Source organism: Bacillus sp. SD127 (assembly GCF_058566445.1).
This window is the reverse complement of sequence record NZ_CP191226.1, coordinates 2113444-2136366: the sequence shown is the minus strand read 5'-3', so window position 1 is coordinate 2136366 and position 22923 is coordinate 2113444. Positions and strand designations below refer to the sequence as shown.

Below are 22923 nucleotides of genomic sequence, written 5' to 3'. Positions count from 1 at the left end.
AATCCTCCCTTGTTAGCTTTTTATTGGCGGCTAACAGGTGATATCGTAACACATGTAAATGTCAAATCAATAACAAAAAGATATGATTTAGATTACAGTTCCTTTACATGAAGGATTTCTCTCCGTTGGAAAGTCTTACTGAACCCTTGATATAATAGGCTTTTCAAGTCTTTTAAGTTCGGGTCAAAAAAAAGAAAAGAAAATGTGTTTTTCAAAGAAAAATAGGTTGATTTATGCTTTTTTTGAGTCTGTCACCTGTACATAAGCTTGTATTTCTTCTAAAAAAAGCCGGCCATATTTTGCTCTTTTTTGTTCTCCGACTCCTTTTATAGACAAAAATTCTTCATCATTTACAGGCTGTTTTCCTGACATATCTTTCAGCGTCTGATCAGAAAAAACGACAAAAGGCGGAACACCCTGCTCCGCCGCAATATGCTTGCGTAAGGTGCGCAGCCGTTCAAACAGCTCGTCATTTTCTGTAATGGCTTCTGCTTTTAATGCTTCTTTTCTCGCTACCGATAATTCGCCTCTCAGCACATTTCTCCCTTTGCCGCTTACAAAAAGAGTCGGAAATGTTCCATCTGACATCCTAATAAAGTCGTCAGCAATCAGAAATTCAATGAAGTCGCTGATTTCACCAACTGATTGGTGCTTTAATATTCCGTATGTTGAAAGGCTGCTAAAGCCGTTTTCGAGCACTTTTTTATTTTTTGATCCAGCGAGCACCTGGGCAACCATCGTCTTCCCAAAACGTTCATTCATGCGAATGATACACGATAAGACCATCTGCGCTTCTCTCGTCACGTCATGGGCTGTTCTTGTATCTGTGCAGTTTCCGCACTGTCCGCAGGCTTCAGCCTCCTTTTCTCCGAAATACATCAGAATAAATCGCTGCAGACAATCTTCCGTATGGCAGTAGTCAACCATTTGCCGCAGTTTTTTCAAGTCCTGCTTTTGCTTCTCTTCATTTTCCGATTGCTCGATTAAAAAGCGCTGCACCATAATATCCTGCGGAGAAAATAAAAGCACACATTCACTGTCGAGGCCATCCCGGCCAGCTCGTCCCGCCTCCTGATAGTAGCTTTCCATATCTTTCGGGATTTGGGCATGAAGAACAAACCTGATATTTGATTTATCGATGCCCATGCCGAAAGCAGATGTGGCAACCATGACCTGCAGCTCATCGTTCAGAAACCTTTCCTGCTGTTCCTTTCTGACTTCGTCCTGTAAGCCCCCGTGATACCGCCCTGCGCTGACCTGATTTCGTTTTAATCGCTCATATATCCGATCTGCTTCTTTTCTTGTCGCGGTATAGACAATGCCTGCTTCATGTTTGTTTCTTTTTACATACTCTTCAATAAAACGATCTTTGTTTTCCCCTTTTGCAACTTTCAAAGTAAGATTGTCACGGGAGAAACCGGTATACACCGTGTTTTCTTTTTGAATATGCAGCTGGCTGCATATATCATCATGCACCTCAGGTGTTGCTGTTGCCGTTAATGCCATGATGACGGGTTTGTCATTTAACTCACGAAACAGAATTTCAATGTTTCTGTAGCTTGGCCTGAAATCATGGCCCCATTGAGAAATACAGTGCGCTTCATCTATTGCTACTAAAGGAACGTCAATGCTTTGCAAAATACGAATAAATTCTGTTGACGTTAACCGCTCTGGTGTAATGTAAAAAAGCTTATAAGCTCCTTCTTTCAGCCCGTTCAGCCTTTCATATATCTCTTGATTGGTTTGCGTGCTGTTGATGTAAGCAGCTCTGATTCCCGCTTCTTCAAGAGCATCAACCTGATCCTTCATTAATGATATTAACGGCGAAATGACAATCGTTGTTCCTTCAAACATCAGTGCCGGAATTTGATAGCAAATTGATTTCCCCCCGCCCGTCGGCATGATGCAGGCCGTGTTTTGTCTCGCTTCTGTCACCGAACGGATGGCTTCCTCCTGCCCTCTGCGCAGCTTTTCATAGCCGAAATAATGCGACAAAAGAGATTGGGCTTTATGTAACATAACGTGTAACCCTCGCTTTTCCTTCAATTTCTCCCATCATATCACAAAAAATAACCCTGCATTTCTTCTCGGATGGAAATTGAATTTTCGATATAAAAATCCTTTTTCAGATAAAATAAAAAGCCATTTCCATAAAGGAAATGGCTTTCGCTACATCTTGCCGTATGCAAGTAAGAAAGTTTTAAACCACCACTCCTCAAAGTGGGTGTTTGCAGAAACGTTCCTGTCGTCCTCTACAATGGAGGCATGACATTCCGGCTTCGATATAAAACTCCCTATTACAGCTTAAAGGTTAAAACTTAATTAACAATACGTACAAAGTAGCTTCTTTTATATAGTACACCATCGGACATATTTTATCAAGGGGTAGATCAATTGTTCAGAAAAACTTTTTTCCGTCCGTAAAACTGTTTTTTCGCTAATATATCTAATGATTCGACAAACAAAAAATATATTACAATAAAAAACGGCGCTTTTTAACGACAAGAAGTCATCACTTTCTTCTATATAATATGTACACGCAAAAAAACTCCTATCTCACGGATAGGAGTCTTCATTCATTAAAATTTAACAGCAAGCTCTTTCGCTTCTCGTAAACCTTTTTCAACAATTTCTTGTGCTTTATCAGGCGCTGCGTTATGTCCCTCGATGACAACTGTGTGCAAGTCTTGAACACCCCAGAAACCAAGAACTGTTTTCATGAAGTTTAATGACATTTCTAGTGAAGCCATTGGCCCTTCTGAATAAACGCCGCCGCGCGCGTTAAGAAGTGCAACTTTTTTGCCGCCCATTAAACCAACTGGTCCTTCTTGTGTGTATTTGAATGTAACGCCTGCGCGAGACAGGTAATCCACATAAGTATGAAGCACTGCTGGCACTGTGAAGTTCCAAAGCGGGAATGCGAACACCACTTTATCAGCTTTTACAAATTGGTTCAGATATTTGTCAGCTGTTGCAGCTTGTTTTTTCTCTTCCTCAGTCATTTCCATACCTTGACCTGCTTTAAATGTTCCATTAATCATATCTCTTCCAAGGTAAGGAAGGTTTTCTTTATGAAGATCTAATTCAATCACTTCATCATTAGGGTTGTTTTCTTTATATGCAGCTAGAAATGCTTCGTATAGTTTAACTGAAACACCTTCTTCAGCTGTACGGTCACTTGATTTTACAAATAAAACTGTAGACATTTGTATTCCTCCCGGTAAACTTTTTATATTAACTTACAAATAGTATGTTACTTTCTTTTTTATGCAAAGTCAATCACTTTATTTCGAATATGAGATTTTTTTCATAAAAAAAGCAAGTACACTTCATATCGGTGTACTTGCTTGCCATTTTCAGTTTGAATCCTGCTCACGGTCTAAAATCTCATACGTTTGAGAGCTTTTTTGATCAATTGTTTCTTTATTAGATAGATCTTTGACCTGTTCATGAAACTCCCTTTCGAATGACGGAGCATCCGTTTCCAAATCGTCCTCTACATCAGCTTGGGCTTCCACTGTCATTCTTGCGTACGGAACAGCTTCCAATCTTTCGTACGGAATGTCTTGACCTGTTTTTTCACAAATGCCGTACGTTCCGTCTTTTATCTTTTGTAAAGCCTGATTAACCTCCTCCAAAAGCTCCCGGTCTATTTCTTTTACCGTTTGGTCTGTCATGCGGTCTGTTACAAGCGTTCCGTGGTCAGCCATATGGTTATCGACCCCATTAGACAGCTCTCCTACTTCTTCAGTCATTGATTGTGTTTTCTTTTTTTCGCCAGACAATTCTTTTTGCATATCAAGCAATTTATGGTAGAGATGCTGAGTTTGTTCTTTAGTCAGTGCCATGTGTATCCTCTCCTTTTTTTCTCTGTTCCCAGTTTTGAATACTGACAAACCAAAAAAGCGTTTTTATGGCACAAAAAAAGCCAAACCATTCTTTGGGACGGCTGGCCTCAGTCAGTTTTATTCAGCTGCATAAATACTTTGTCAGCACCGCTTGCACTTCGCTTAAATCGGTATCTTTCGCAAATTCTAATTCAAAGGTTTTGCTTCTTGTCATTAATAAAAGTCCAGTATCGGGATCAAACATTCCCGCTTCTTGAATGGCAAAGCTTTCAATCGTTTTATATGGAAGAAATACACGAACCTTCTTTTTAGAAAACACCTTATTATCAAAGAAAATGATACGTTTGTTTGTAAAGCAAATTTGGTCAACCCGGAGCTTATAAATCGATTCTATTCTTTCCCCTTCAACGAGCAAAGCTTCAAGCTTCTTTGCGTCAGTTGATCTGCTAACAGAAAAAATACCCAATGAAGAACCCCTCTTTCTGCATTTATCTATTTTTCTTATGACGAGATTACATTAAATAAAATAAGTCCTTTATCCCTATATAAGAATACGACATAGAAGACATATAAACCATTACGAACAGATTACATTTTTCAAATTTTTGATTTGTTTCTTGTCTTTTGAATTGTTGTCATCATGTAGTACGCACCAAAAGAGAAAAAAGTTTCATTTTCCGTAAATATTTTTTGAAAAATGAGTTTTTTAATGTTTCTTTTGTGTATCTGTTTTATTTTCCCTTTTTGAATCAAAGAAGAACCGCAGCTTAGCTGCGGTCCTTTGCATAACCATCCGTATCTTCAATTGTGACATCTTCTTTTTCTTCTCCCTCAGGAATTCGATCGGTGATTATACCTCTTCAAAATATTCTTTATAGTAACCGCCGATTTTATTTGTATTATCGACGACAAACAGAAATTCCTCTGTTTCATTCTTCACTTCATATTCTTTCCCTGGAGTTAATACGCGATTTACAATGTATTTTTTTGCGTTTGTCTGAACACACTTTACTTTTTTAATGGTTTCTTTTTCAAGCCGATTTTTATGTATCATGATGAAATCTCCTTTACTTGTCTATAAGCCTATTGTAGCTTTTTTCTTTTGTAAATTGCAATATCGGTTATTCATTGATTTTGCCTTGTTTTCTAGTATAGAATGTTTGTATACGCTTACTTCCACAGTAACGATCGCAGCTAATTCCTGCTCTTCAATGAAGCAATATCCATACTATCACCAAGAATCTCAGAACAGACCATAAAAATGACTGGAGGTTTGTTACGAATGAGTTCTTTAACGATGCAAGTGAGTAAAAGGCTGGAGACATTTTTACAGGGAACAAAGAAGCTTTATATTGATGGAAAGTTTGTTCCGAGTGCCTCAGGGGCAACCTTTGACACGCCCAACCCGGCGACAGGCGAAACCTTAATGACGCTGTATGAAGCCCAGGCAGAGGATGTGGACAAAGCCGTTAAAGCTGCCCGCAAAGCCTTTGATCAAGGCGAGTGGAGAACAATGTCTCCAGCATCGAGAAGCAGACTGATGTATAAGCTGGCAGATTTAATGGAAGAGCATAAAACTGAGCTTGCCCAGCTTGAAACCCTTGATAACGGAAAACCAATAAACGAAACAACAAATGGAGATATTCCGCTGGCTATTGAGCATATGCGCTATTACGCAGGCTGGTGTACAAAAATAACAGGGCAGACAATCCCTGTTTCCGGCTCCTATTTTAATTACACACGCCATGAGCCTGTCGGCGTCGTCGGGCAAATCATCCCATGGAATTTCCCGCTTCTTATGGCGATGTGGAAAATGGGTGCGGCTCTTGCAACCGGCTGTACCATTGTGCTTAAGCCTGCTGAGCAAACCCCGCTTTCAGCTCTTTATTTGGCTGAGTTAATTGATAAAGCAGGTTTCCCCGACGGTGTCATCAATATCATTCCGGGATTCGGTGAGGATGCGGGAGAAGCACTTACCAACCATGAAGCGGTTGATAAAATTGCCTTTACCGGATCAACAGAAATCGGAAAGAAAATCATGGGCACAGCGGCAAAAAGCATTAAGCGGGTCACCCTGGAACTGGGCGGAAAATCACCTAATATCCTGCTCCCGGATGCGAATTTGAAAAAAGCCATTCCAGGCGCTTTAAACGGTGTCATGTTTAACCAAGGCCAAGTCTGCTGTGCGGGCTCACGCGTCTTTATTCATAAAGACCAGTATGATGAAGTTGTCAATGAGATGGTGTCTTATGCTGAATCACTCCGCCAAGGAGCCGGACTTCATAAAGATACCCAAATCGGCCCGCTCGTGAGCAAGGAGCAGCATGAACGCGTTCTTTCTTATATTCAAAAAGGGAAAGATGAAGGAGCTAAAGCTGTCACTGGCGGAAGCTGCCCTTATGAAGAAGGATACTTTGTCGCGCCGACTGTGTTTGCGAATGTAGAAGACGATATGACCATCGCTAAAGAAGAAATTTTCGGACCAGTCCTGACGGCCATACCATATGAAACAGTGGATGAAGTCATTGAACGAGCTAACCATTCTGAATACGGACTTGCTGCCGGACTATGGACCGAGAATGTAAAACAAGCCCATTATATCGCAGATCGTCTTCAAGCCGGGACTATCTGGGTAAACTGCTATAATGTGTTTGACGCAGCTTCCCCATTCGGCGGTTATAAACAATCCGGACTCGGAAGAGAAATGGGCTCCTATGCTCTAGATAACTACACAGAAGTCAAGAGTGTATGGATTAATCTTGAGGACTAAAAGGTTTTTCAAAAAAACTGCTGCCAGCCAGCAGTTTTTTTCTTTCAGTAATGGCGGCAAAAGCAGGTGAATATATATCTTCTGAAGGAGTTGAGCGGGATGAGCACACTTCAGAAGAAGGTGAGGCGCTATCAGCAAAACACCATTTCAGAGCTGAAAGATAGGCAAAATGATGACGGTTCTTGGACATTTTGCTTTGAAGGGCCAATCATGACGAATTCTTTTTTTATTCTGCTCCTCACCTCACTTGATGAAGGTGAAAATGAAAAAGAACTCATTTCGGCGCTTGCAGCCGGCATTCGCGAAAATCAGCAGCCAGACGGAACGTTTAACAATTTTCCTGACGAAACAGACGGCAATATAACAGCTACCGTCCAAGGATATGTCGGAATGCTGGCTTCAGGATGCTGCCATCGAACTGATCCGCACATGAAAAAAGCTGAACAATTCATTGCATCACATGGCGGCTTGAGAAATATTCATTTTATGACAAAATGGATGCTTGCAGCAAATGGCCTTTACCCTTGGCCCGCTTTATATTTGCCATTGTCGCTTTTAGCAATTCCCCCAACATTCCCGGTTCATTTTTATCAGTTCAGCACATATGCCCGTATACACTTTGCTCCAATGGCCGTAACACTCAATCAGCGATTCACACTAAAAAACCGCAAAATTCAATCTCTCCGCCACCTCGACCCGCACATGACAAAAAATCCTTTGACTTGGCTCCGTTCCGATGCTTTCGAGGAGCGAGACCTCTCTTCTGTTCTGACTCATTGGAAGCGCATTTTTCGTGCACCCTTTGCTCTTCAGGAGCTGGGCTTACACACAGCTAAAACGTATATGCTTGACCGGATTGAAGAAGACGGCACACTGTACAGTTATGCAAGCGCCACAATATTTATGGTATACAGCCTTCTGTCACTTGGTGTGTCACGCCATTCACCGGTCATCCGAAGGGCAATAAATGGCATCAAAGCATTGGTGACTGAATGCGGCGGCATTCCTTACTTAGAAAATTCCACATCCACTGTTTGGGATACTGCATTAATCACCTATGCGCTCCAGCAAAACGGCGTTGCCGAAACAGACGGTCCAATTACAAAAGCCGCTTCTTTTTTACAAAAGCGGCAGCATACGAAGATAGCAGATTGGTCTGTCAAAAATCCAAATGTATCTCCAGGCGGCTGGGGATTTTCAAATAGCAACACGAATAATCCTGATTGTGACGACACCGCAGCCGTCTTAAAAGCAATTCCCCGCAACTTCTCTCCTTCTTCTTGGGAGCGAGGTGTGGCTTGGCTTTTATCGATGCAGAACAATGATGGAGGGTTTTCCGCCTTTGAAAAAAATGTGAACCACCCTCTTATCCGCCACCTCCCGCTTGAATCCGCCGAGGATGCGGCTGTTGATCCCTCAACCGCCGACCTTACCGGGCGTGTGCTGCACTTTTTAGGTGAAAAAGCTGGCTTTTCAGTTAAACATCACCACATTCAGCGTGCTGTGAACTGGCTTTTTGAAAACCAGGAACGTAATGGATCTTGGTACGGACGATGGGGTGTTTGCTACATTTATGGCACATGGGCTGCCTTGACCGGTATGCACGCCTGCGGAGTTGTTCGAACACATCCTTCGATACAAAAGGCAATCCGGTGGCTCAAAACCGTACAAAATGATGACGGCAGCTGGGGTGAATCCTGCAAAAGCGCTGAGGTCAAAACCTATGTGCCGCTTAAAGAAGGAACCATTATACAAACTGCCTGGGCTTTAGATGCTTTATTGCAATATGAAAAACCCAGTCATCCAGCAATTGTAAAAGGAATGAACTACCTCATGGACAGCAGTTCTCATGACGGTAGAAGCTTGACTTATCCAGTGGGAATCGGGCTGCCAAAGCAATTTTATATTCGGTACCATAGTTATCCTTATGTGTTCCCTTTGCTGGCTGTCAGCAAGTATTTGAATTCTATTGAAAAGGAGACAGCAAATGAAACGTGAATCTTATCAAACCGAGATGTTCAATTGGTGTGAAGCCTTAAAAGATCAGATTCAAAAACGAGGACAGCTTGATCAATTTGAGGATCAAATCGAAAAGATGATTGAAGCGCTGGAGGATGACCAGACGACAGAAGAAGAGTGGTATCAGCAGGCCGCCACACTCTATCGTGATATTACACAATCAGAAGAAACAGGTGAAAGACGTGCCTTCGTTCCTATAGGAAAACATGTTCTCCCAAAGCTTCCGTACAAGTACTCCGCTTTAGAACCTTATATTTCGCGTGATATTATGGTGCTTCATCATACAAAGCATCATCAAAGCTATGTTGACGGACTGAATAAAGCAGAATTGGAGCTTAAGAATGCCAGAGCTTCAAAGAACTATGACTTGATCACTCATTGGGAAAGAGAGCTGGCATTTCATGGAGCTGGCCATTATTTGCACAGTATTTTTTGGTTTTCTATGCATCCAAACGGAAAAAGACGTCCTACTGGAGCATTGTTTCAAATGATCGATCTTTCATTTGGAAGCTATTCGGCCTTTAAGGAGCATTTTACCCAAGCTGCAAAAAAAGTGGAGGGTGTCGGGTGGGCCATTCTTGTCTGGTCCCCTCGTTCCGGACGGCTTGAGATTTTAGCCGCAGAGAAGCACCAGCACTTCAGCCAGTGGGATGTTATCCCTCTTTTGCCGCTTGATGTATGGGAACATGCTTACTATTTGCAATATAAAAATGACCGCGGGAGCTATGTTGATCATTGGTGGAACGTAGTCGATTGGCGTGAAGCCGAAAAACGTTTTGAACAGGCAAAAGAAGTTGTATGGAAACTCTATTAAAAAAGCCCCCTTTTCCAGGGGGCTTCATTTTTTAAAAAACACCTAATACATGTAAAAATACAATAATGATTGCAACAGGTGAAAGATAACGTATCAGCAGAAGCCAAACCGCAAACCACTTTCGCTTGAGATTTGAGCCGCTTTTCAGCTCGTTAAACAAATCCTCTTTCGGTATTTTTAACGGTACAAAGATAGAAATCAATAACGCTCCTAACGGCATTAAAATATTGCTGACCAGAAAATCAGCTGCGTCAAAAATAGACATGTGAAAAATGGTAACATCACTTAAAACCCCGTATGATAACGCAGACGGTACGCCGACCAGAAAGATAGCAATCCCGCCGATCCAGGCAAATCGTTTTCTTTTACTAACATCGCCTTTAGAAAGCACAGCGACCAAAATTTCAAGCATTGAAAACGCAGAGGTCAGTGCCGCAAATAAAAATAGAATTAAAAATGCTAATAAAAAGACAATTCCGAACGGCATTTGATTAAACACAGTCGGCAGCACATTAAATAACAGAACAGGCCCTTGATCCGGTTTGAGACCGAATGAAAAAACAGCTGGAAAGATCGCGATGCCCGCCATAATGGCGACAAGGACATTCAAAACCGTAACAGATACAGCAGACTGCACCAGATTTTCTTGTTTCTCTAGATAAGCACTATACGTTACCATTACAGATACACCGACACTTAATAAGAAGAAGGACTGGCCCATCGCATATAATATCGTATTGGCGTCAATCGCAGAGATATCAGGTGTCAGGAAAAACTTAATACCTTCTATCGCTCCATGAAGTGTAACTGAACGCACCATTAAAATGATAAATAATATAAAAAGCGCCGGCATTAAAATTTGGCTTGCTTTTTCAATTCCGCTGCTTACACCTTTTGCGACAACCAAAATTGTGACCAGCATAAACAGCAGCTGGCCTCCTACAGCCAAATAAGGATTTGAAATAGTATTCGCAAACAGCGTATCAAATCCTGACGTATGCGATAAACCGCCGGTAAAGCCTTTAAAAATGTAATTTAAAATCCATCCGCCGACTACGCTGTAGAATGATAACAGAATAAAGCACGTCGCCATGCCCAAATAGCCTATCCAATGCCACTTAGACCCTGGAGCAAGAGATTTATAGGATTGGACGGCATCTTGCTGTGTTTTTCTGCCTATGATGAATTCACCAAGCAATAATGGCAGTCCGATTAAAATTGTAAATAAAATAAAAATAAATAAAAACGCGCCTCCTCCGCTGGTGCCTGCTACATATGGGAATTTCCATATTGCACCGAGACCGATAGCCGATCCAGCCGCAGCTAAAATAAAGCCCAGCTTCGAAGACCATTGATTAGCTTCCTTCACCCTATCACTCCTATTTTCCAAAACAGTTTAAAGGTTCATTGTAAGAATATCTACCTATATAGTCAAGAATATTTTGATTAGTTTACATAATATATTTATCATCTATCTCCATGAATATATCAGATCACAGTCAATCTATCAATATTGAATTATTCAGAAAATTAATTATAATAGGGGAATACCAAAAAATCTGTAAGGATTTCTGCTGGAGTTCTTGATCAGTGTATGAGGAGTGTTTTTATGGAAAACATCAGAAAGATAAGTCATTTCGCGGGACAAACCTTCGGAATCTGGGTCATTGTTTTTGCCGTGCTCGGATTTTCTTTCCCGTCATTATTTTCTTGGATCAGTTCTTATATTACGATTTTTCTTGGCATTATTATGTTTGGAATGGGGCTAACACTGCAAACCGATGATTTTAAAGAGCTGATCAGAAAACCTTTGTACGTCATTATCGGAGTGATTGCCCAATATACGATTATGCCGCTTGTTGCTTTCGGCTTAGCATATGGCCTGCATCTCCCCTCGGAAATCGCGGTAGGCGTTATTCTCGTTGGCTGCTGTCCCGGTGGAACTGCCTCTAATGTTATGACATTTTTAGCAAAAGGCAATACGGCCCTGTCTGTTGCTGTCACAACGATTTCCACCTTGTTGGCACCGGTTTTGACGCCGGTTTTGATTATGCTGTTTGCCAAGGAATGGCTGCCTGTCTCACCTGGCTCGTTATTTATTTCGATTTTGCAGGCTGTATTGATTCCAATCATTGCAGGCCTAGTCGTCAAAATATTTTTCAAAAAACAGGTCGCAAAAGCCGTTCATGCCCTGCCGCTTGTTTCAGTCATCGGTATCGTTGCCATTGTGTCAGCTGTTGTAAGCGGCAACCGGGAAAACCTGCTTCAATCAGGTTTGCTTATTTTTTCAGTAGTTATCCTGCACAACGGGTTTGGATATTTACTGGGATTTCTATGTGCAAAGCTGTTAAAAATGGATTATGCGTCTCAAAAAGCAATTGCAATTGAAGTCGGCATGCAAAACTCAGGGCTTGGCGCAGCACTTGCCACGGCACATTTTTCACCGCTATCTGCCGTTCCGAGCGCGATTTTCAGTGTGTGGCACAACCTTTCGGGCTCCCTGCTCGCTACATATTGGTCTAAAAAAGGTAAGAATCCAAAAGAAGATTCAAACAGCACAGAACTGACTCTTTAACATTCTATTGTATATAAAAAGGTACATCACGTTTATCCGTGATGTACCTTTTTTGTTTTATCCCTCTAACAAAAGCTGTTCAGGATCTTCTAGTAAGTTTTTAATTGTGACAAGGAATCCAACTGCTTCTTTACCATCTACGATCCGGTGATCATAAGATAATGCAATGTACATCATCGGACGGTTTTCGAAACGTTCTTCATCAATTGCGACAGGGCGCAGCTGAATCTTATGCATACCCAGGATACCAACTTGAGGGCTGTTTAAAATCGGTGTCGACATGAGTGAACCGAAAGTCCCTCCGTTTGTAATTGTAAATGAGCCTCCTTGCAGCTCACCAAGGGTCAATTTATTGCTTCTCGCTTTTTTCGCAAGCTCGCCGATTTCTTTTTCAATGCCTGCAAATGTCAGGCGGTCTGCATCACGTACAACTGGAACGACAAGTCCTTCCTCAGCTGCGACAGCGATTCCGATATCATAGAATTTTTTAACAATCAGCTCATCGCCTTGAATTTCTGCATTCAAGAGCGGATATTTTTTCAAAGCCGCTACAACAGCTTTTGTAAAGAAAGACATAAAGCCGAGCTTCACTTCATTTTGCTCAAAGAATTGGTCTTTGCGGCGTTTTCTAAGATTCATAACAGCCGTCATGTCAACTTCATTAAATGTAGTCAGCATCGCAGATGTTTGCTGTACTTCGACTAGACGTTTTGCGATTGTCTGTCTGCGGCGTGACATTTTTTGCACTTCAACAGGCTTTTCAAAGCTTTGCTGTGTTTTTTGAGCCTGCGGCTGCTGTTTTTGCTGAGGAGCTGGTTTCGCAGCCGGTTTTTCATACGCCTCAACATCCTGTTTGCGCACTCTTCCAAGCGGGTCGCCAGTCGGAACCTGAGACAGGTCAATCCCTTTCTCTCTCGCCAGCTTACGTGCAGAAGGAGATGCGATTGTTCTTGATTTTGCTTCAGTTTGCGCTTCCTGGCTCACTTCTTGCGCCGCTGGTTCAGCTTGCTTTTCTTCTTTTTCACTTTCTTTGCTTTCAGCCTTCTCTGAAGGAGCAGGGGCAGAACTTTCACCCGCGCCTTCTGTAATGGTACCGATAATTTCTCCAACTTGGACGGTATCACCCGAATCTTTCAATACCTCTTGAAGAACACCCGATTCTTCTGCTGTCAATTCAACATTTACTTTATCCGTTTCAAGTTCAAGCAGATATTCACCCTGTTCTACATAATCACCGGGCTGCTTTAACCATTGGGCTATTGTTCCTTCTGAGATTGATTCTGCTAATTCAGGTACCTTAATTTCCGCCATTTTTTCATTTCCCCCTTAGTTTTTGCGAGTCAAGCTATCAGATACAATACGTTCCTGTTCTTTTTTATGAACTGTCGGATCTCCCTCTGCAGGACTGGATCGTCTTCTTCGTCCAATATATTGAACGCTTACTCCTTCTGGTGCAAGTTCTGTCAAATAAGGGCTGATATAGCTCCATGCCCCCATGTTCTGCGGCTCTTCCTGAACCCAAACGATTTCTTTAAGATTCGGAAGCTTTGCAAATAATTCTTTGACTCCTTTTGCAGGGAATGGATACAGCTGTTCAATTCTCGCAATATGAAGCCACTCTTTCCCGTCTTCTAACTTGTTGAAATGATCGCTGATGTCTATAGATACTTTACCGCTGGATAATACGAGCCGCGTCACTTTTTCATATTCATGAGAAAGTCCTGACTGTTCGTAAACAGGCTGGAAGCGGCTTTCGCTGAGCTCCTGCACTTCAGAAACGGTATTCGGATTGCGCAGAAGGCTCTTCGGCGTCATGATAACAAGCGGACGAATTTCCTCACGCAGCAGCATTTTAGCCTGTCTTCTTAATATATGAAAATATTGAGCGGCGCTTGTCAGGTTGGCAACCGTCCAGTTGTTCTCAGCAGCTAGCTGCAGGAACCGCTCGATTCTACCGCTTGAATGCTCAGGGCCCTGTCCCTCATAACCGTGCGGCAGCAGCATCACTAATCCAGATTTTTGGCCCCATTTTGCTCGTCCGGCAGAAATAAATTGGTCAAAGTACACTTGAGCAGCATTGGCAAAATCCCCATACTGCGCTTCCCAAAGGACAAGTGTTTCAGGTGAATACACGTTATAGCCGTATTCAAAACCGAGTACAGATCCTTCAGACAGCGGGCTGTTATGAACCGCAAATGATGTGTCACAATCTGACAAATGGTGCAGCGGCACAAATTCCTTGCCTGTCTCACTGTCGTGAAGCACAAGGTTTCTTTGAGCAAACGTTCCGCGCTCAGAATCCTGTCCTGTTAATCGAATCGGTGTTCCGTCTTTCAGAATGGAAGCAAACGCGAGAGATTCAGCCAATGACCATTCCACTTTTCTGTCATCATCAAACGCCTTGGCCCGTCTTTCCAAAATGCGTTTTAGCTTACCGAATACATTAAACGACTCCGGCCAATTGACCAGTTCGCCATTCAGCTTGCGGAGCACATCAAAATCAATAGATGTATCTACATCCGGAAAGCCATTTGAAACAGGTTCCGGAAGTTCTATTTCACTGGCGATATGTTCCTTTTTAGCCGGCACTTTTTGATAAGCGTCTTCTATGCGTTTCGTTACCGACTTTTCAATGTTTTGAACAACTTCCTCGGTAAGCACCCCTTCTTTAACGAGCTTTTCCGCGAAAATATGTTTGACAGTCGGATGCTTTCTTACAGCGTCATACAGCATCGGCTGAGTAGTTGACGGCTCATCCATTTCGTTGTGTCCGTAGCGTCTGTACCCGATCAAGTCAATCAGAAAGTCCTTGTTGAATGTTTTTCGGTATTCTACCGCAAACTTAACAGCTGAAAGACAGGCTTCAGGATCGTCCGCATTTACGTGAACAATCGGAATTTCATAGCCCTTCGCCAGGTCACTGGCATAGTTTGTTGATCTTGATTCAGCGCTTTCTGTTGTGAATCCGATCATGTTATTGGCGATAATATGAATCGCACCGCCGACTTGATACCCTTTTAAAGAGCTTAAATTCAATGTTTCAGCTACAATTCCTTCCCCCGGGAACGCAGCGTCTCCATGAATTAAAATCGCAAGTGATTTTGTTTCATCCTGAACCGGATATCCGCTATGTGTTCTTGTTTCCTGCGCCGCTCTTGTGCTGCCTTCAACAATCGGATTGATAAATTCCAAGTGGCTCGGGTTATTCGCCAGCGTAATGCGCGCTGACTTCGTTTCAGCGTCATGAAGCTCACGGTTCGCTCCCAGATGATATTTGACATCCCCCGTCCATCCGTAGCTGATGCCGATTGATCCTTCAGACGGGACAAGATCTTTGTTAGGCGCATGCTGGAATTCTGAGAATATGATTTCATACGGTTTGCCCAGCACATGTGCCAGCACATTCAGGCGGCCCCTGTGCGCCATGCCGATGTTGACGCTCGTTGTACCTGATTTGACAGATTGTGCAATTATGTCATCAAGCACTGGAACGAGAGCGTCCAGACCCTCAATTGAAAAACGCTTCTGCCCGACGAAGGTCCGGTGTAAAAATTGCTCGAATCCCTCTACTTCCATCAGTCTCTCCAGCACAGCTGACAGCTTTTCGGCTGAGTTCTTTTGGAACAATTCACCGGATTCAATCTTTTGAGTCAGCCACTCGCGCTCTTTAAAATCGTGTACATGATCAAATTCAAATGAGATGGTTCTTTTATACGTATTTCGCAAATATTGAATGGCTTCTAAACCGTTCGTAATGTTTGTAGGAGCGTCTTTACAAATGACCGACGCAGGTATTTCTTTTATTTCCTCTTCTGTTAGCCCGTAATCGGATAATGGAAAGAGCTCGCTCTTTTTCCCATCCTTTCTGAGCGGATTGACGGAAGCGTTCAAATGGCCATAGGTTCGTATATCTTCTGCAAGTCTGATTGCTGATGCGATCTTTTGTATCAGATCGGCTGTAACACGTCCCTTTTCTTTTGTTCCCGATGCCTCTTTTATATCGCTTGGAGGAGCTCCGAGTTCGTCGAACATTTCCTTCAGATCCGGATCAATGCTGTTCGGATCCTGGGTGTACTGATCGTAAAGCTCCAGCGCATAGCCGAGGTTCGGACCGTAAAAATCTTCCCAATTCATTCGTTGTTTCATATTATTTTGAAACATTTGAATATTACCCCCAACCTAGATAATCAAGTGATTTATTCACTATCTTAAAATAACTTTCGAACGCTGTGTCCAAAATTATGTAATAAAAACGCTTCCAACGATATTTTACCACTGTTTGCAATTTGATTCTACCTTGATTGTTCACAAAATAGTAAAAAACCTTTATAAAAAACAAAAAATTTAATCATTTAAAAAAAGAAACGCCAAAAAGCATAGAATAAAGGGTTATCCTATGCTTTTATGGAGCAGTTTTTTAAGAAGCGGATACAGTACATCCGGAAGCTGATCGACATCCGGGACAAATATACTGAACTTCCCGTACATATCCTGTATCGTTTTCATTTGTGATTCTTCAATTTCCGAGTTGGAGAGAAAAACATTTATGACTTCTATTCCTCTTTTTCGAGCTTCGATAACCGCTTCACTTGTATCGACAATTCCATTTTGCTCATAACCAAATGCGGCCGGCTCTCCGTCAGAGAACACGATTAAGAATTTTTGCGCCTCGCTCCGCTGCAGCATTTTTTTCGTCATTTGCCTGATCGCATAGCCGTCACGGTTGTCTTCCTCAGGTTCAAGCTGCATTATCGCCGGTCCCGCCGCCTGTCTTAAGGATGACTGAAATGGAATTACCGTATTAAAATAGTTCGGCTGACTCGTTTCGGTCGCATCGTTTGTATCCTCCCAGAAACCGACAATTTGATGCGGGACTGCTACCGACTTCAGGGCTTCGTGAAACAATACGATTCCCCTCTTCGTTTCATCCATTTTGTCGAACATGCTTGCTGAACAGTCGACCAGCAATGTAAAAACAGCGTCAATTTCTGAAGAAGGCTCTTGTTTTTTGTAAAAAAGACGCGGATTCCGCTCCGTAAAATAACGGAGAAGCTTGTTGTTCAGACGGCCCGCGTGAAGGTCAGTCCTTGGCAGCGTTTTTTTGTGTTCAAGCGTTTTTTGAATCATCTGTTTCAAACGCTTCTGATACGATTCGATCGATTTTGCCTGCTGTTTATAAGAAAGCTCTTCATCTTGTGTTGCAGGCTGCGGTTCTTTATAAATCGCAAACGCGAATTTATTTTCCTTTCCGTCGGCAAGACCCGCACCGTTCGGCTGGTCTTTTTTGGACTCCAGCGCTTCCAGTTTGGAATAGTCTTTTCGTTTTGTCTGTCTGGCTGAACCTTGAACAGAGCCGAGGGCCTGGTCTCCATCGTCCCCTTCACGAGAAGCATCTTTTCCTAAATCGGATTTTGCGCCGTGTTCAATATCAAATTGAAGGAAGCTTTTAGACGGCGCTTCTGTTTCACGGTGCCAAGTCGGCATTTCTTCATCGTGAATATCTTCATCGCCGTCTGACTTTTTCGGAAGCGTTATGTCATCACTCAGCTTCGGCGCTTTTTTCTCTTCTTCAAATAACGGCTGCTCGGCAGCTTTTGCATAATCTAACTCAGGCAAGAAGAAGTAGGTATTTAGCATGTCTTTATCAAGCACCTCTTCAAGTCCGTCCATGATATCTTCGACAATTTTCAGAACGTGAAGTGTAGAATCAGCTTCATACACACGCAAGAGCTGCTGTTCGATAAACGGACGCATCAGATCAATATCATCACGCATAGACGGGATGGCTTCCAGTGGCGATTCCGCCGTCAGCTTGACATACATGGCGCAAAAGAGCGCATCCGTAAAAATGCTTCGTTCTAAATTTAAAGTCAGCTGCGTGGAGAAATGTTTTCTGTACATGTCTTTTCGTTTTGCAAATACATGCTTTGTACCAGGACGCTCGTGTTTGATACATTCTTCAATTCTGATGTCCTCAAGCAGCATAAACAGCTGTTTGGCAAAGCTTTTGTACGTAAGATTGTGCTGGATATAATCCAAAAGGCTCGCAAACTCTTGCAGCGAGCTGTATTTTGTTCCGACTGATCGAAGGTAGACATCGCTTTTGAGACCTGCTTCCATATCTTCAGCTGCTCTGTCCTTCCAAAAGTGGCTCATGTAGATTTTTTTTTCAAATGGGTTGTAGTAGGACTGAACGCCATACTCCACTTCCACTGCCTCACTTTTGGTGAGCGTTTTGGCCAAATCGGTCAGCATCATAAATAAAAACGAGTCAATTGTGCTGTCATTAAATTTGATAAATTTCATCGCACATCCCTCATTCAAACAGAGTTTCTGCGATATTTCGGACCGCCGCCTTTTCACGGTCATCGTCAAGCTTCTCTACAATTCCGCGTTCGATGGCGCGTAGCGGCGGAATATAAGCGGCTAAATCACACGTATCAATTAAAGCTCTGATGGATGCCGCTTCTTCAGACACCTGCCCGTTATTGGCCTGAACGATCAGATCAGAAGACAGCGTGATAAACCGGTCAATCAATTTCTCATCATGAAGGGCAGACTGAGACATGAGTACTTGTTTCAGCAGCTCACCTTTAATATAAGGCACATCAATGATGACAAAACGGTTTTTAAGCGCTTCATTCAGCGGAACGGTTCCGACGTAGCCTTCATTGATGGCAGCAATGACTCCAAACCCTTCTTTTGCCCTAACGACTTCTCCTGTAAACGGATTTGTCATCATTTTTCTGTAGTCCAATACACCGTTTAAGATTGGCAGGGTTTCCGGTTTTGCCATATTAATTTCATCTATATAAAGAAAGTGGCCTTCATTCATGGCCGTTGTCACAGGTCCCGAGACAAACTCGATCGTCGCCTGGCCAGATTGATTTTCAATGGTTTTATAGCCGACCAGCGCTTCAGCATCCAAATCAACTGAGCAGTTGACACTGTGCATTGGTTTATGAAAATAGCTGGACAATGTTTCTGCCAGCTTAGTTTTACCTGAGCCTGTAGGTCCTTTTAACAGGATATTTTTCCCCATCGCTAATGCGATAATGGCATCGAATAAAATGGCTTCATCCTCCGCCTCATAGCCTGATGTCCCGATAAGCGATTGAAATTCTGGAGAAATCGGCTGGCTTTTATATGATAAAAGCTTATTTTGTATATCTTCCGGCAATGTTAAGTGCTGCAATTGAGATGTCATAGACAGGTTTCCTTTCCTATTCGTATTCCATTAACGAGTATACTAAAAAAGCCCCTGTATGCTCAATACAAAAGGGCTCCCGCTATATTACTGTTTCTCGTTATTGCCAGAAAGCGCTCCGCAGACAATTCGCGCTCCTGAATTTCCGCTCGGATTCGTCAAATAGTCGTCAGCCTGTTCATGAATAATAAACGCGCTGCCATCCTGGTCGAGAATATTCAATTTGCTTCCTTTTTGTAAAGAGGTTTCAGGCGCATTCATAATAACATCTACTTTCCCGTCTGCGCCGACCTCAAGATTCGGAAGATCTCCGGCATGATGTCCCATCGGATTATTGAAGCCGTGTTCTTTGTTCAGCGGATTAAAGGGTCCGCCCGCGGATTCAAAATCCGGCCTGACACATGATCCTTTTTCATAAATATGAAAACCGAGTGAAGCCCCAGGTGTCAGGCTGTGTGCTGAGATGTGAAAATCGAGCCCTTCGTCTTCTGACTCTTTTATTTCAATAAACCCGACTTTTTTGCCTTCTCTATTGACCAGCTGAATCTGATGGCGAAACGCTGAGGTTTCTATTACCTTTTTTTCCGGTACCCGCCGCGGATGATCGGGAGGTATTTCCTGACTGCATCCCGCAAGACCCAGTGCCGCCAGCACGATAAGGAGCAAGAAACGATTCATGCTGTCTCCCCCCTTGTTTTTTCTAACAGTCTGGTCAATCATATTCCGATATAAACTAAAAAAAGCCTTTTAAAAGGCTTTTACATTAGGGCAGCAGGACGTCCTGCCCAAACGCCCCGTCTGTCTAATGTCGATGCTCAAAGTTTAAAAATAGCTTCGTGCGCCCAGGTAGCGCTGTTTCCAATACGAATTGCTGAGATTGGAAATGCCCACACCGTCGGAGCTTGCATGAATAAAATTGCCGCCGCCCAAGTAAACCCCCATGTGAGACGGTCCGGATTTATACGTCGTAAAGAAAACAAAGTCTCCGACTGACGGCTGGCTGACTTTTTGCATCACATTCCAGTACCCTGCCGTGCTCAGCCTTGAAATAGATGATACTTTATTAATGAGGTAATAAATATAGCCGCTGCAATCGAAACCGGAAGGCGTATTTCCGCCCCAGCGATACGGAACACCGACATATTTTTTTGCCTCCGTTATCATTCTGTCAATCTTTGTTCCTATTTGAACGTTTGATCCTGGTTTGTCTTTCGGGACTGTCTTATTGGAATTATTTGATTTAGTCGTTCCTGAAATGGTGAGAACCTGTCCGATTCGCAGAACATCACTAGACAAATTGTTCTTATCACGGATACTTTGCACAGTGACGCCCAGCTGATTCGCAATCTTCCATAACGAATCACCTGATTTCACTTTGTATGTAGTTGTTTTTGAAGAATTTGAGTTTGACGGTTTTTTTGAACCGCCGCTACCGCTATTGGATGAGCTGCTTTTTTTTATTTTTAATACTTGCTTAGGGTAAAGCGTATCTGATGTTAAGCCGTTTAAGGTTTTCAATTCGGCCACCGTCATATTTAGACTGTTTGCGATTTTCCACAGAGAATCACCAAGCTTTACAGTATATGTACTTTTTGATGAGCCTGCAGAATTTGAACCGTTGCTTTTTTTCTGCCCATTCGAACCATTTGAACTGCTTGTCCCTTTAATTTTCAGTTTTTGGCCTGGACGAATCAAATCACTGCTCAGGCTGTTTAAGCTTTTAAGCTCTGAAACACTCATTTTATGATTTTTGGCAATCATCCATAAGGAATCACCATATGCTACGGTGTATGTTGACGTTTTGCTTGAGTTTGATGAGGATGTTTTGCTTTTTTTGCTGCTTTCAGGAACTTTAAGGCTTTGGCCGACATAAAGCATTGACGATTTCAATTTGTTTTCGGATTTCAGTGCTGAAATACTCGTATGATACTGGCGCGAAAGTTTCCAAAGAGAGTCACCGCTTTTCACCTTTATCGTTTTTGCGTCCGCGGGTGCTGCTGCCATCGATGACCCAACAACTGCGGAAACAGCCAAGCCGGCTACGATCTTCTTTTTCATTCATTTAACCTCCTAAACTTTTTATGAGACAAACAGAAATAATTAGTATTCTGTTTCCAAAAATGGCACACATACGTTTTATCGTCACTTTTTTAGCGTTATAAACAAATTTTTATAGATCCGGCAGCAAATTCAGCTTCGTTCGACCTTAAACCTCTAGATAAACACCTAATACTTTACATAATTTGTATAGGTTTATCGAAAGTCTAAGGAACTATTTAAGCGGGGGTAAAATGATTGGTTTATGCTGATGAAAGAAGCAGATTTTCCTCCTTTCCTGTCTGTTTTTCTTTCAATTCTCTATCAAAGTGTCAAATCCCTTCTTCTGACTGCAACTCTGCCCAGCTTTCCGAAACAGTTAAAAGCCTGTCCATTTCAAATGAACAGGCTGTATACACTATGCGTTAGCTGATTGAGTATTGTGTTTAACATATTCAAGAATGCTGTCGGCAGCTTTTTCAGCACCGCCTGCTGCTTTCAGTGACTGGCCAATTGCTTTTGCTTTCTCAGCATAAACAGGATTGCTGATCACTTCTTGAATGGTTTCTTTCAGAAGGTTTTCAGACAGCTGTTCTTTTTTCAGCACTTTCCCCGCACCTACTTGCTCCACCTGTTTTCCGACAGCAAATTGATCAGCTCCCATCGGAATGACAATGAGCGGTGTTTCAAAATATAACCCTTCGCTTGTGCTGTTCATTCCGCCGTGGGTGACAAACAAACTGGCTCTTTTCAGGATTTCAAGCTGCGGCACATACGGGCGGACAATAAAATTGTGAGGAATATTGTTTAACTCACTTTGTTTAACATGTTTCCCAATGGACAGCACAACTTTTCCGTCAAAGTCTTTGCACACCTCGAGACATTGATTGAAAAACTCTTTTTGATTATTAAAAATGGTTCCCATAGAAATAAACAGCACGTTTTCATTGTCAATCTGATCGAATGGAAAGTCATTGCTTTTGGCTCTTTTTGCAATTGAAGGACCAACAAACACATAATTTTCTCCGAATTGCTCAGCCATTGGCTGAAATTCTCTTGACGTAAAGACAATCGTCAAATCTCCATCGGACGAAAAAACGTCAAACGGCTTGGTAATTCCCGCTTGAAACTCGGCATTTAAGGTTTCTGCGAGCTGCTGATAGGATTCGTAATAAGGTGAGTCTTCAAATGGTCTGCTATTGAAGGTGTCCATCATTCCCTTTAAAAAATCCTCATTCATCGCAAAGGTCGTACATAATGAAAATCTAGGCAGCTTCAGCAGATTGGCAATGATTTTACCGGCCAGGAAATGGTGATCATATATGACATAATCATATGATTCGTTTTTCACTTCATTATAAATATGGGTGGCGATGTCCTTACACCCTTTCAAAAAGGCGCATATCATTTCGGCAAAATCTCTTTCCTCATTACCAGTTGCGTTTTTTCCGAAATATTCTTCTCTAAAATCGTTATATTCACGAAATTCAATATCAAGCGCAGTGATTTTTTCTTCATATTCCTTTACTGCATAGTAAGTAATGTTTTCTCCTCGTGATTTCAGCTCCTTCATTACACCGATAGACGGATTAATATGGCCCTCTCCCGGAAAACCGACCATTAATACATTAGTCATGCGGCACACCCTTCCAT

General features: G+C 42.4%; 17 protein-coding genes and 1 other RNA gene. 4 read left to right on the top strand and 14 right to left on the bottom strand.

Translation table 11 applies throughout. From position 1 onward, the window contains the following. Positions 1 to 231: 231 nt before the first annotated feature. The 6 genes from recQ to ACQVGS_RS11460 all read right to left on the bottom strand — a co-directional run bounded on the left by recQ (position 232) and on the right by ACQVGS_RS11460 (position 4902). On the bottom strand, positions 232 to 2019 hold the full coding sequence (gene recQ / locus ACQVGS_RS11485; RefSeq protein WP_400153570.1) for a DNA helicase RecQ: 1788 nt from the start codon (positions 2017 to 2019) through the stop codon (positions 232 to 234). A 143-nt stretch (positions 2020 to 2162) separates the two neighbouring features. Beyond that, positions 2163 to 2349: non-coding RNA, 6S RNA (gene ssrS / locus ACQVGS_RS11480), on the bottom strand. Between the two features lie 230 nt (positions 2350 to 2579). After that, complete coding sequence (gene azoJ, locus ACQVGS_RS11475) at positions 2580 to 3206, bottom strand: FMN-dependent NADH-azoreductase AzoJ (RefSeq protein WP_127696867.1); 627 nt, start codon at positions 3204 to 3206, stop codon at positions 2580 to 2582. A gap of 150 nt (positions 3207 to 3356) precedes the next feature. Further along, a complete protein-coding gene (locus ACQVGS_RS11470; RefSeq protein ID WP_095713098.1) occupies positions 3357 to 3848 on the bottom strand; it encodes a TraR/DksA family transcriptional regulator in 492 nt (163 codons plus the stop codon). Between the two features lie 121 nt (positions 3849 to 3969). After that, positions 3970 to 4314 carry a PH domain-containing protein gene (locus ACQVGS_RS11465; RefSeq protein ID WP_024121720.1) on the bottom strand — a complete coding sequence of 115 codons (345 nt, stop codon included), beginning with the start codon at positions 4312 to 4314 and terminating at the stop codon, positions 3970 to 3972. 384 nt (positions 4315 to 4698) lie between these two features. After that, on the bottom strand, positions 4699 to 4902 hold the full coding sequence (locus ACQVGS_RS11460; protein WP_400153569.1) for a DUF6501 family protein: 204 nt from the start codon (positions 4900 to 4902) through the stop codon (positions 4699 to 4701). Between the two features lie 228 nt (positions 4903 to 5130). On the opposite strand from ACQVGS_RS11460, the gene dhaS reads away from it, so the two are divergent. The 3 genes from dhaS (at position 5131) to ACQVGS_RS11445 (ending at position 9451) form a co-directional block, all read left to right on the top strand. Further along, positions 5131 to 6618, top strand: a complete 1488-nt coding sequence (dhaS, locus tag ACQVGS_RS11455; protein WP_095713099.1) for an aldehyde dehydrogenase DhaS — start codon at positions 5131 to 5133, stop codon at positions 6616 to 6618. Positions 6619 to 6717: 99 nt separating this feature from the next. Continuing rightward, positions 6718 to 8616, top strand: a complete 1899-nt coding sequence (locus tag ACQVGS_RS11450) for a terpene cyclase/mutase family protein (RefSeq protein WP_106022148.1) — start codon at positions 6718 to 6720, stop codon at positions 8614 to 8616. Then, positions 8606 to 9451 carry a superoxide dismutase gene (locus ACQVGS_RS11445; RefSeq protein ID WP_105955027.1) on the top strand — a complete coding sequence of 282 codons (846 nt, stop codon included), beginning with the start codon at positions 8606 to 8608 and terminating at the stop codon, positions 9449 to 9451. Before ACQVGS_RS11450 ends, ACQVGS_RS11445 begins: the two co-directional genes overlap by 11 nt. Before the next feature lie 31 nt (positions 9452 to 9482). Here ACQVGS_RS11445 and ACQVGS_RS11440 read toward each other — a convergent pair whose 3' ends face one another. Further along, complete coding sequence (locus tag ACQVGS_RS11440) at positions 9483 to 10820, bottom strand: sodium-dependent transporter (protein WP_095713102.1); 1338 nt, start codon at positions 10818 to 10820, stop codon at positions 9483 to 9485. 240 nt (positions 10821 to 11060) lie between these two features. Here ACQVGS_RS11440 and ACQVGS_RS11435 point away from each other — a divergent pair, with 240 nt between their 5' ends. After that, positions 11061 to 12026 carry a bile acid:sodium symporter family transporter gene (locus ACQVGS_RS11435; RefSeq protein WP_101860559.1) on the top strand — a complete coding sequence of 322 codons (966 nt, stop codon included), beginning with the start codon at positions 11061 to 11063 and terminating at the stop codon, positions 12024 to 12026. 57 nt (positions 12027 to 12083) lie between these two features. Here the strand turns inward: ACQVGS_RS11435 and odhB are convergent, their stop codons facing one another. The 7 genes from odhB to ACQVGS_RS11400 all read right to left on the bottom strand — a co-directional run bounded on the left by odhB (position 12084) and on the right by ACQVGS_RS11400 (position 22906). Further along, on the bottom strand, positions 12084 to 13337 hold the full coding sequence (odhB, locus tag ACQVGS_RS11430) for a 2-oxoglutarate dehydrogenase complex dihydrolipoyllysine-residue succinyltransferase (RefSeq protein ID WP_059293272.1): 1254 nt from the start codon (positions 13335 to 13337) through the stop codon (positions 12084 to 12086). A gap of 15 nt (positions 13338 to 13352) precedes the next feature. After that, complete coding sequence (sucA, locus tag ACQVGS_RS11425; protein WP_106021282.1) at positions 13353 to 16187, bottom strand: 2-oxoglutarate dehydrogenase E1 component; 2835 nt, start codon at positions 16185 to 16187, stop codon at positions 13353 to 13355. 228 nt (positions 16188 to 16415) lie between these two features. Then, the gene (locus ACQVGS_RS11420; protein WP_106021284.1) at positions 16416 to 18332 is read right to left on the bottom strand and encodes a vWA domain-containing protein; all 1917 of its coding nucleotides are present in this window, start codon (positions 18330 to 18332) and stop codon (positions 16416 to 16418) included. Between the two features lie 10 nt (positions 18333 to 18342). Further along, on the bottom strand, positions 18343 to 19233 hold the full coding sequence (locus ACQVGS_RS11415) for an AAA family ATPase (RefSeq protein WP_010334584.1): 891 nt from the start codon (positions 19231 to 19233) through the stop codon (positions 18343 to 18345). Positions 19234 to 19320: 87 nt separating this feature from the next. Next, positions 19321 to 19911, bottom strand: coding sequence for a superoxide dismutase family protein (locus ACQVGS_RS11410; protein WP_106021286.1), 591 nt, complete (start codon positions 19909 to 19911; stop codon positions 19321 to 19323). Between the two features lie 144 nt (positions 19912 to 20055). Further along, positions 20056 to 21291, bottom strand: coding sequence for a C40 family peptidase (locus ACQVGS_RS11405; RefSeq protein ID WP_106021288.1), 1236 nt, complete (start codon positions 21289 to 21291; stop codon positions 20056 to 20058). Between the two features lie 397 nt (positions 21292 to 21688). Beyond that, positions 21689 to 22906, bottom strand: coding sequence for a macrolide family glycosyltransferase (locus ACQVGS_RS11400; RefSeq protein ID WP_188323056.1), 1218 nt, complete (start codon positions 22904 to 22906; stop codon positions 21689 to 21691). Positions 22907 to 22923 lie beyond the last annotated feature (17 nt).

Coding starts and splice junctions, on each gene's coding strand:
- recQ (WP_400153570.1), bottom strand. CDS start 2,019: ATGTTACATAAAGCCCAATCTCTTTTGTCGCATTATTTCGGCTATGAA.
- azoJ (WP_127696867.1), bottom strand. CDS start 3,206: ATGTCTACAGTTTTATTTGTAAAATCAAGTGACCGTACAGCTGAAGAA.
- ACQVGS_RS11470 (WP_095713098.1), bottom strand. CDS start 3,848: ATGGCACTGACTAAAGAACAAACTCAGCATCTCTACCATAAATTGCTT.
- ACQVGS_RS11460 (WP_400153569.1), bottom strand. CDS start 4,902: ATGATACATAAAAATCGGCTTGAAAAAGAAACCATTAAAAAAGTAAAG.
- dhaS (WP_095713099.1), top strand. CDS start 5,131: ATGAGTTCTTTAACGATGCAAGTGAGTAAAAGGCTGGAGACATTTTTA.
- ACQVGS_RS11450 (WP_106022148.1), top strand. CDS start 6,718: ATGAGCACACTTCAGAAGAAGGTGAGGCGCTATCAGCAAAACACCATT.
- ACQVGS_RS11445 (WP_105955027.1), top strand. CDS start 8,606: ATGAAACGTGAATCTTATCAAACCGAGATGTTCAATTGGTGTGAAGCC.
- ACQVGS_RS11435 (WP_101860559.1), top strand. CDS start 11,061: ATGGAAAACATCAGAAAGATAAGTCATTTCGCGGGACAAACCTTCGGA.
- odhB (WP_059293272.1), bottom strand. CDS start 13,337: ATGGCGGAAATTAAGGTACCTGAATTAGCAGAATCAATCTCAGAAGGA.
- sucA (WP_106021282.1), bottom strand. CDS start 16,187: ATGTTTCAAAATAATATGAAACAACGAATGAATTGGGAAGATTTTTAC.
- ACQVGS_RS11420 (WP_106021284.1), bottom strand. CDS start 18,332: ATGAAATTTATCAAATTTAATGACAGCACAATTGACTCGTTTTTATTT.
- ACQVGS_RS11415 (WP_010334584.1), bottom strand. CDS start 19,233: ATGACATCTCAATTGCAGCACTTAACATTGCCGGAAGATATACAAAAT.
- ACQVGS_RS11410 (WP_106021286.1), bottom strand. CDS start 19,911: ATGAATCGTTTCTTGCTCCTTATCGTGCTGGCGGCACTGGGTCTTGCG.
- ACQVGS_RS11405 (WP_106021288.1), bottom strand. CDS start 21,291: ATGAAAAAGAAGATCGTAGCCGGCTTGGCTGTTTCCGCAGTTGTTGGG.
- ACQVGS_RS11400 (WP_188323056.1), bottom strand. CDS start 22,906: ATGACTAATGTATTAATGGTCGGTTTTCCGGGAGAGGGCCATATTAAT.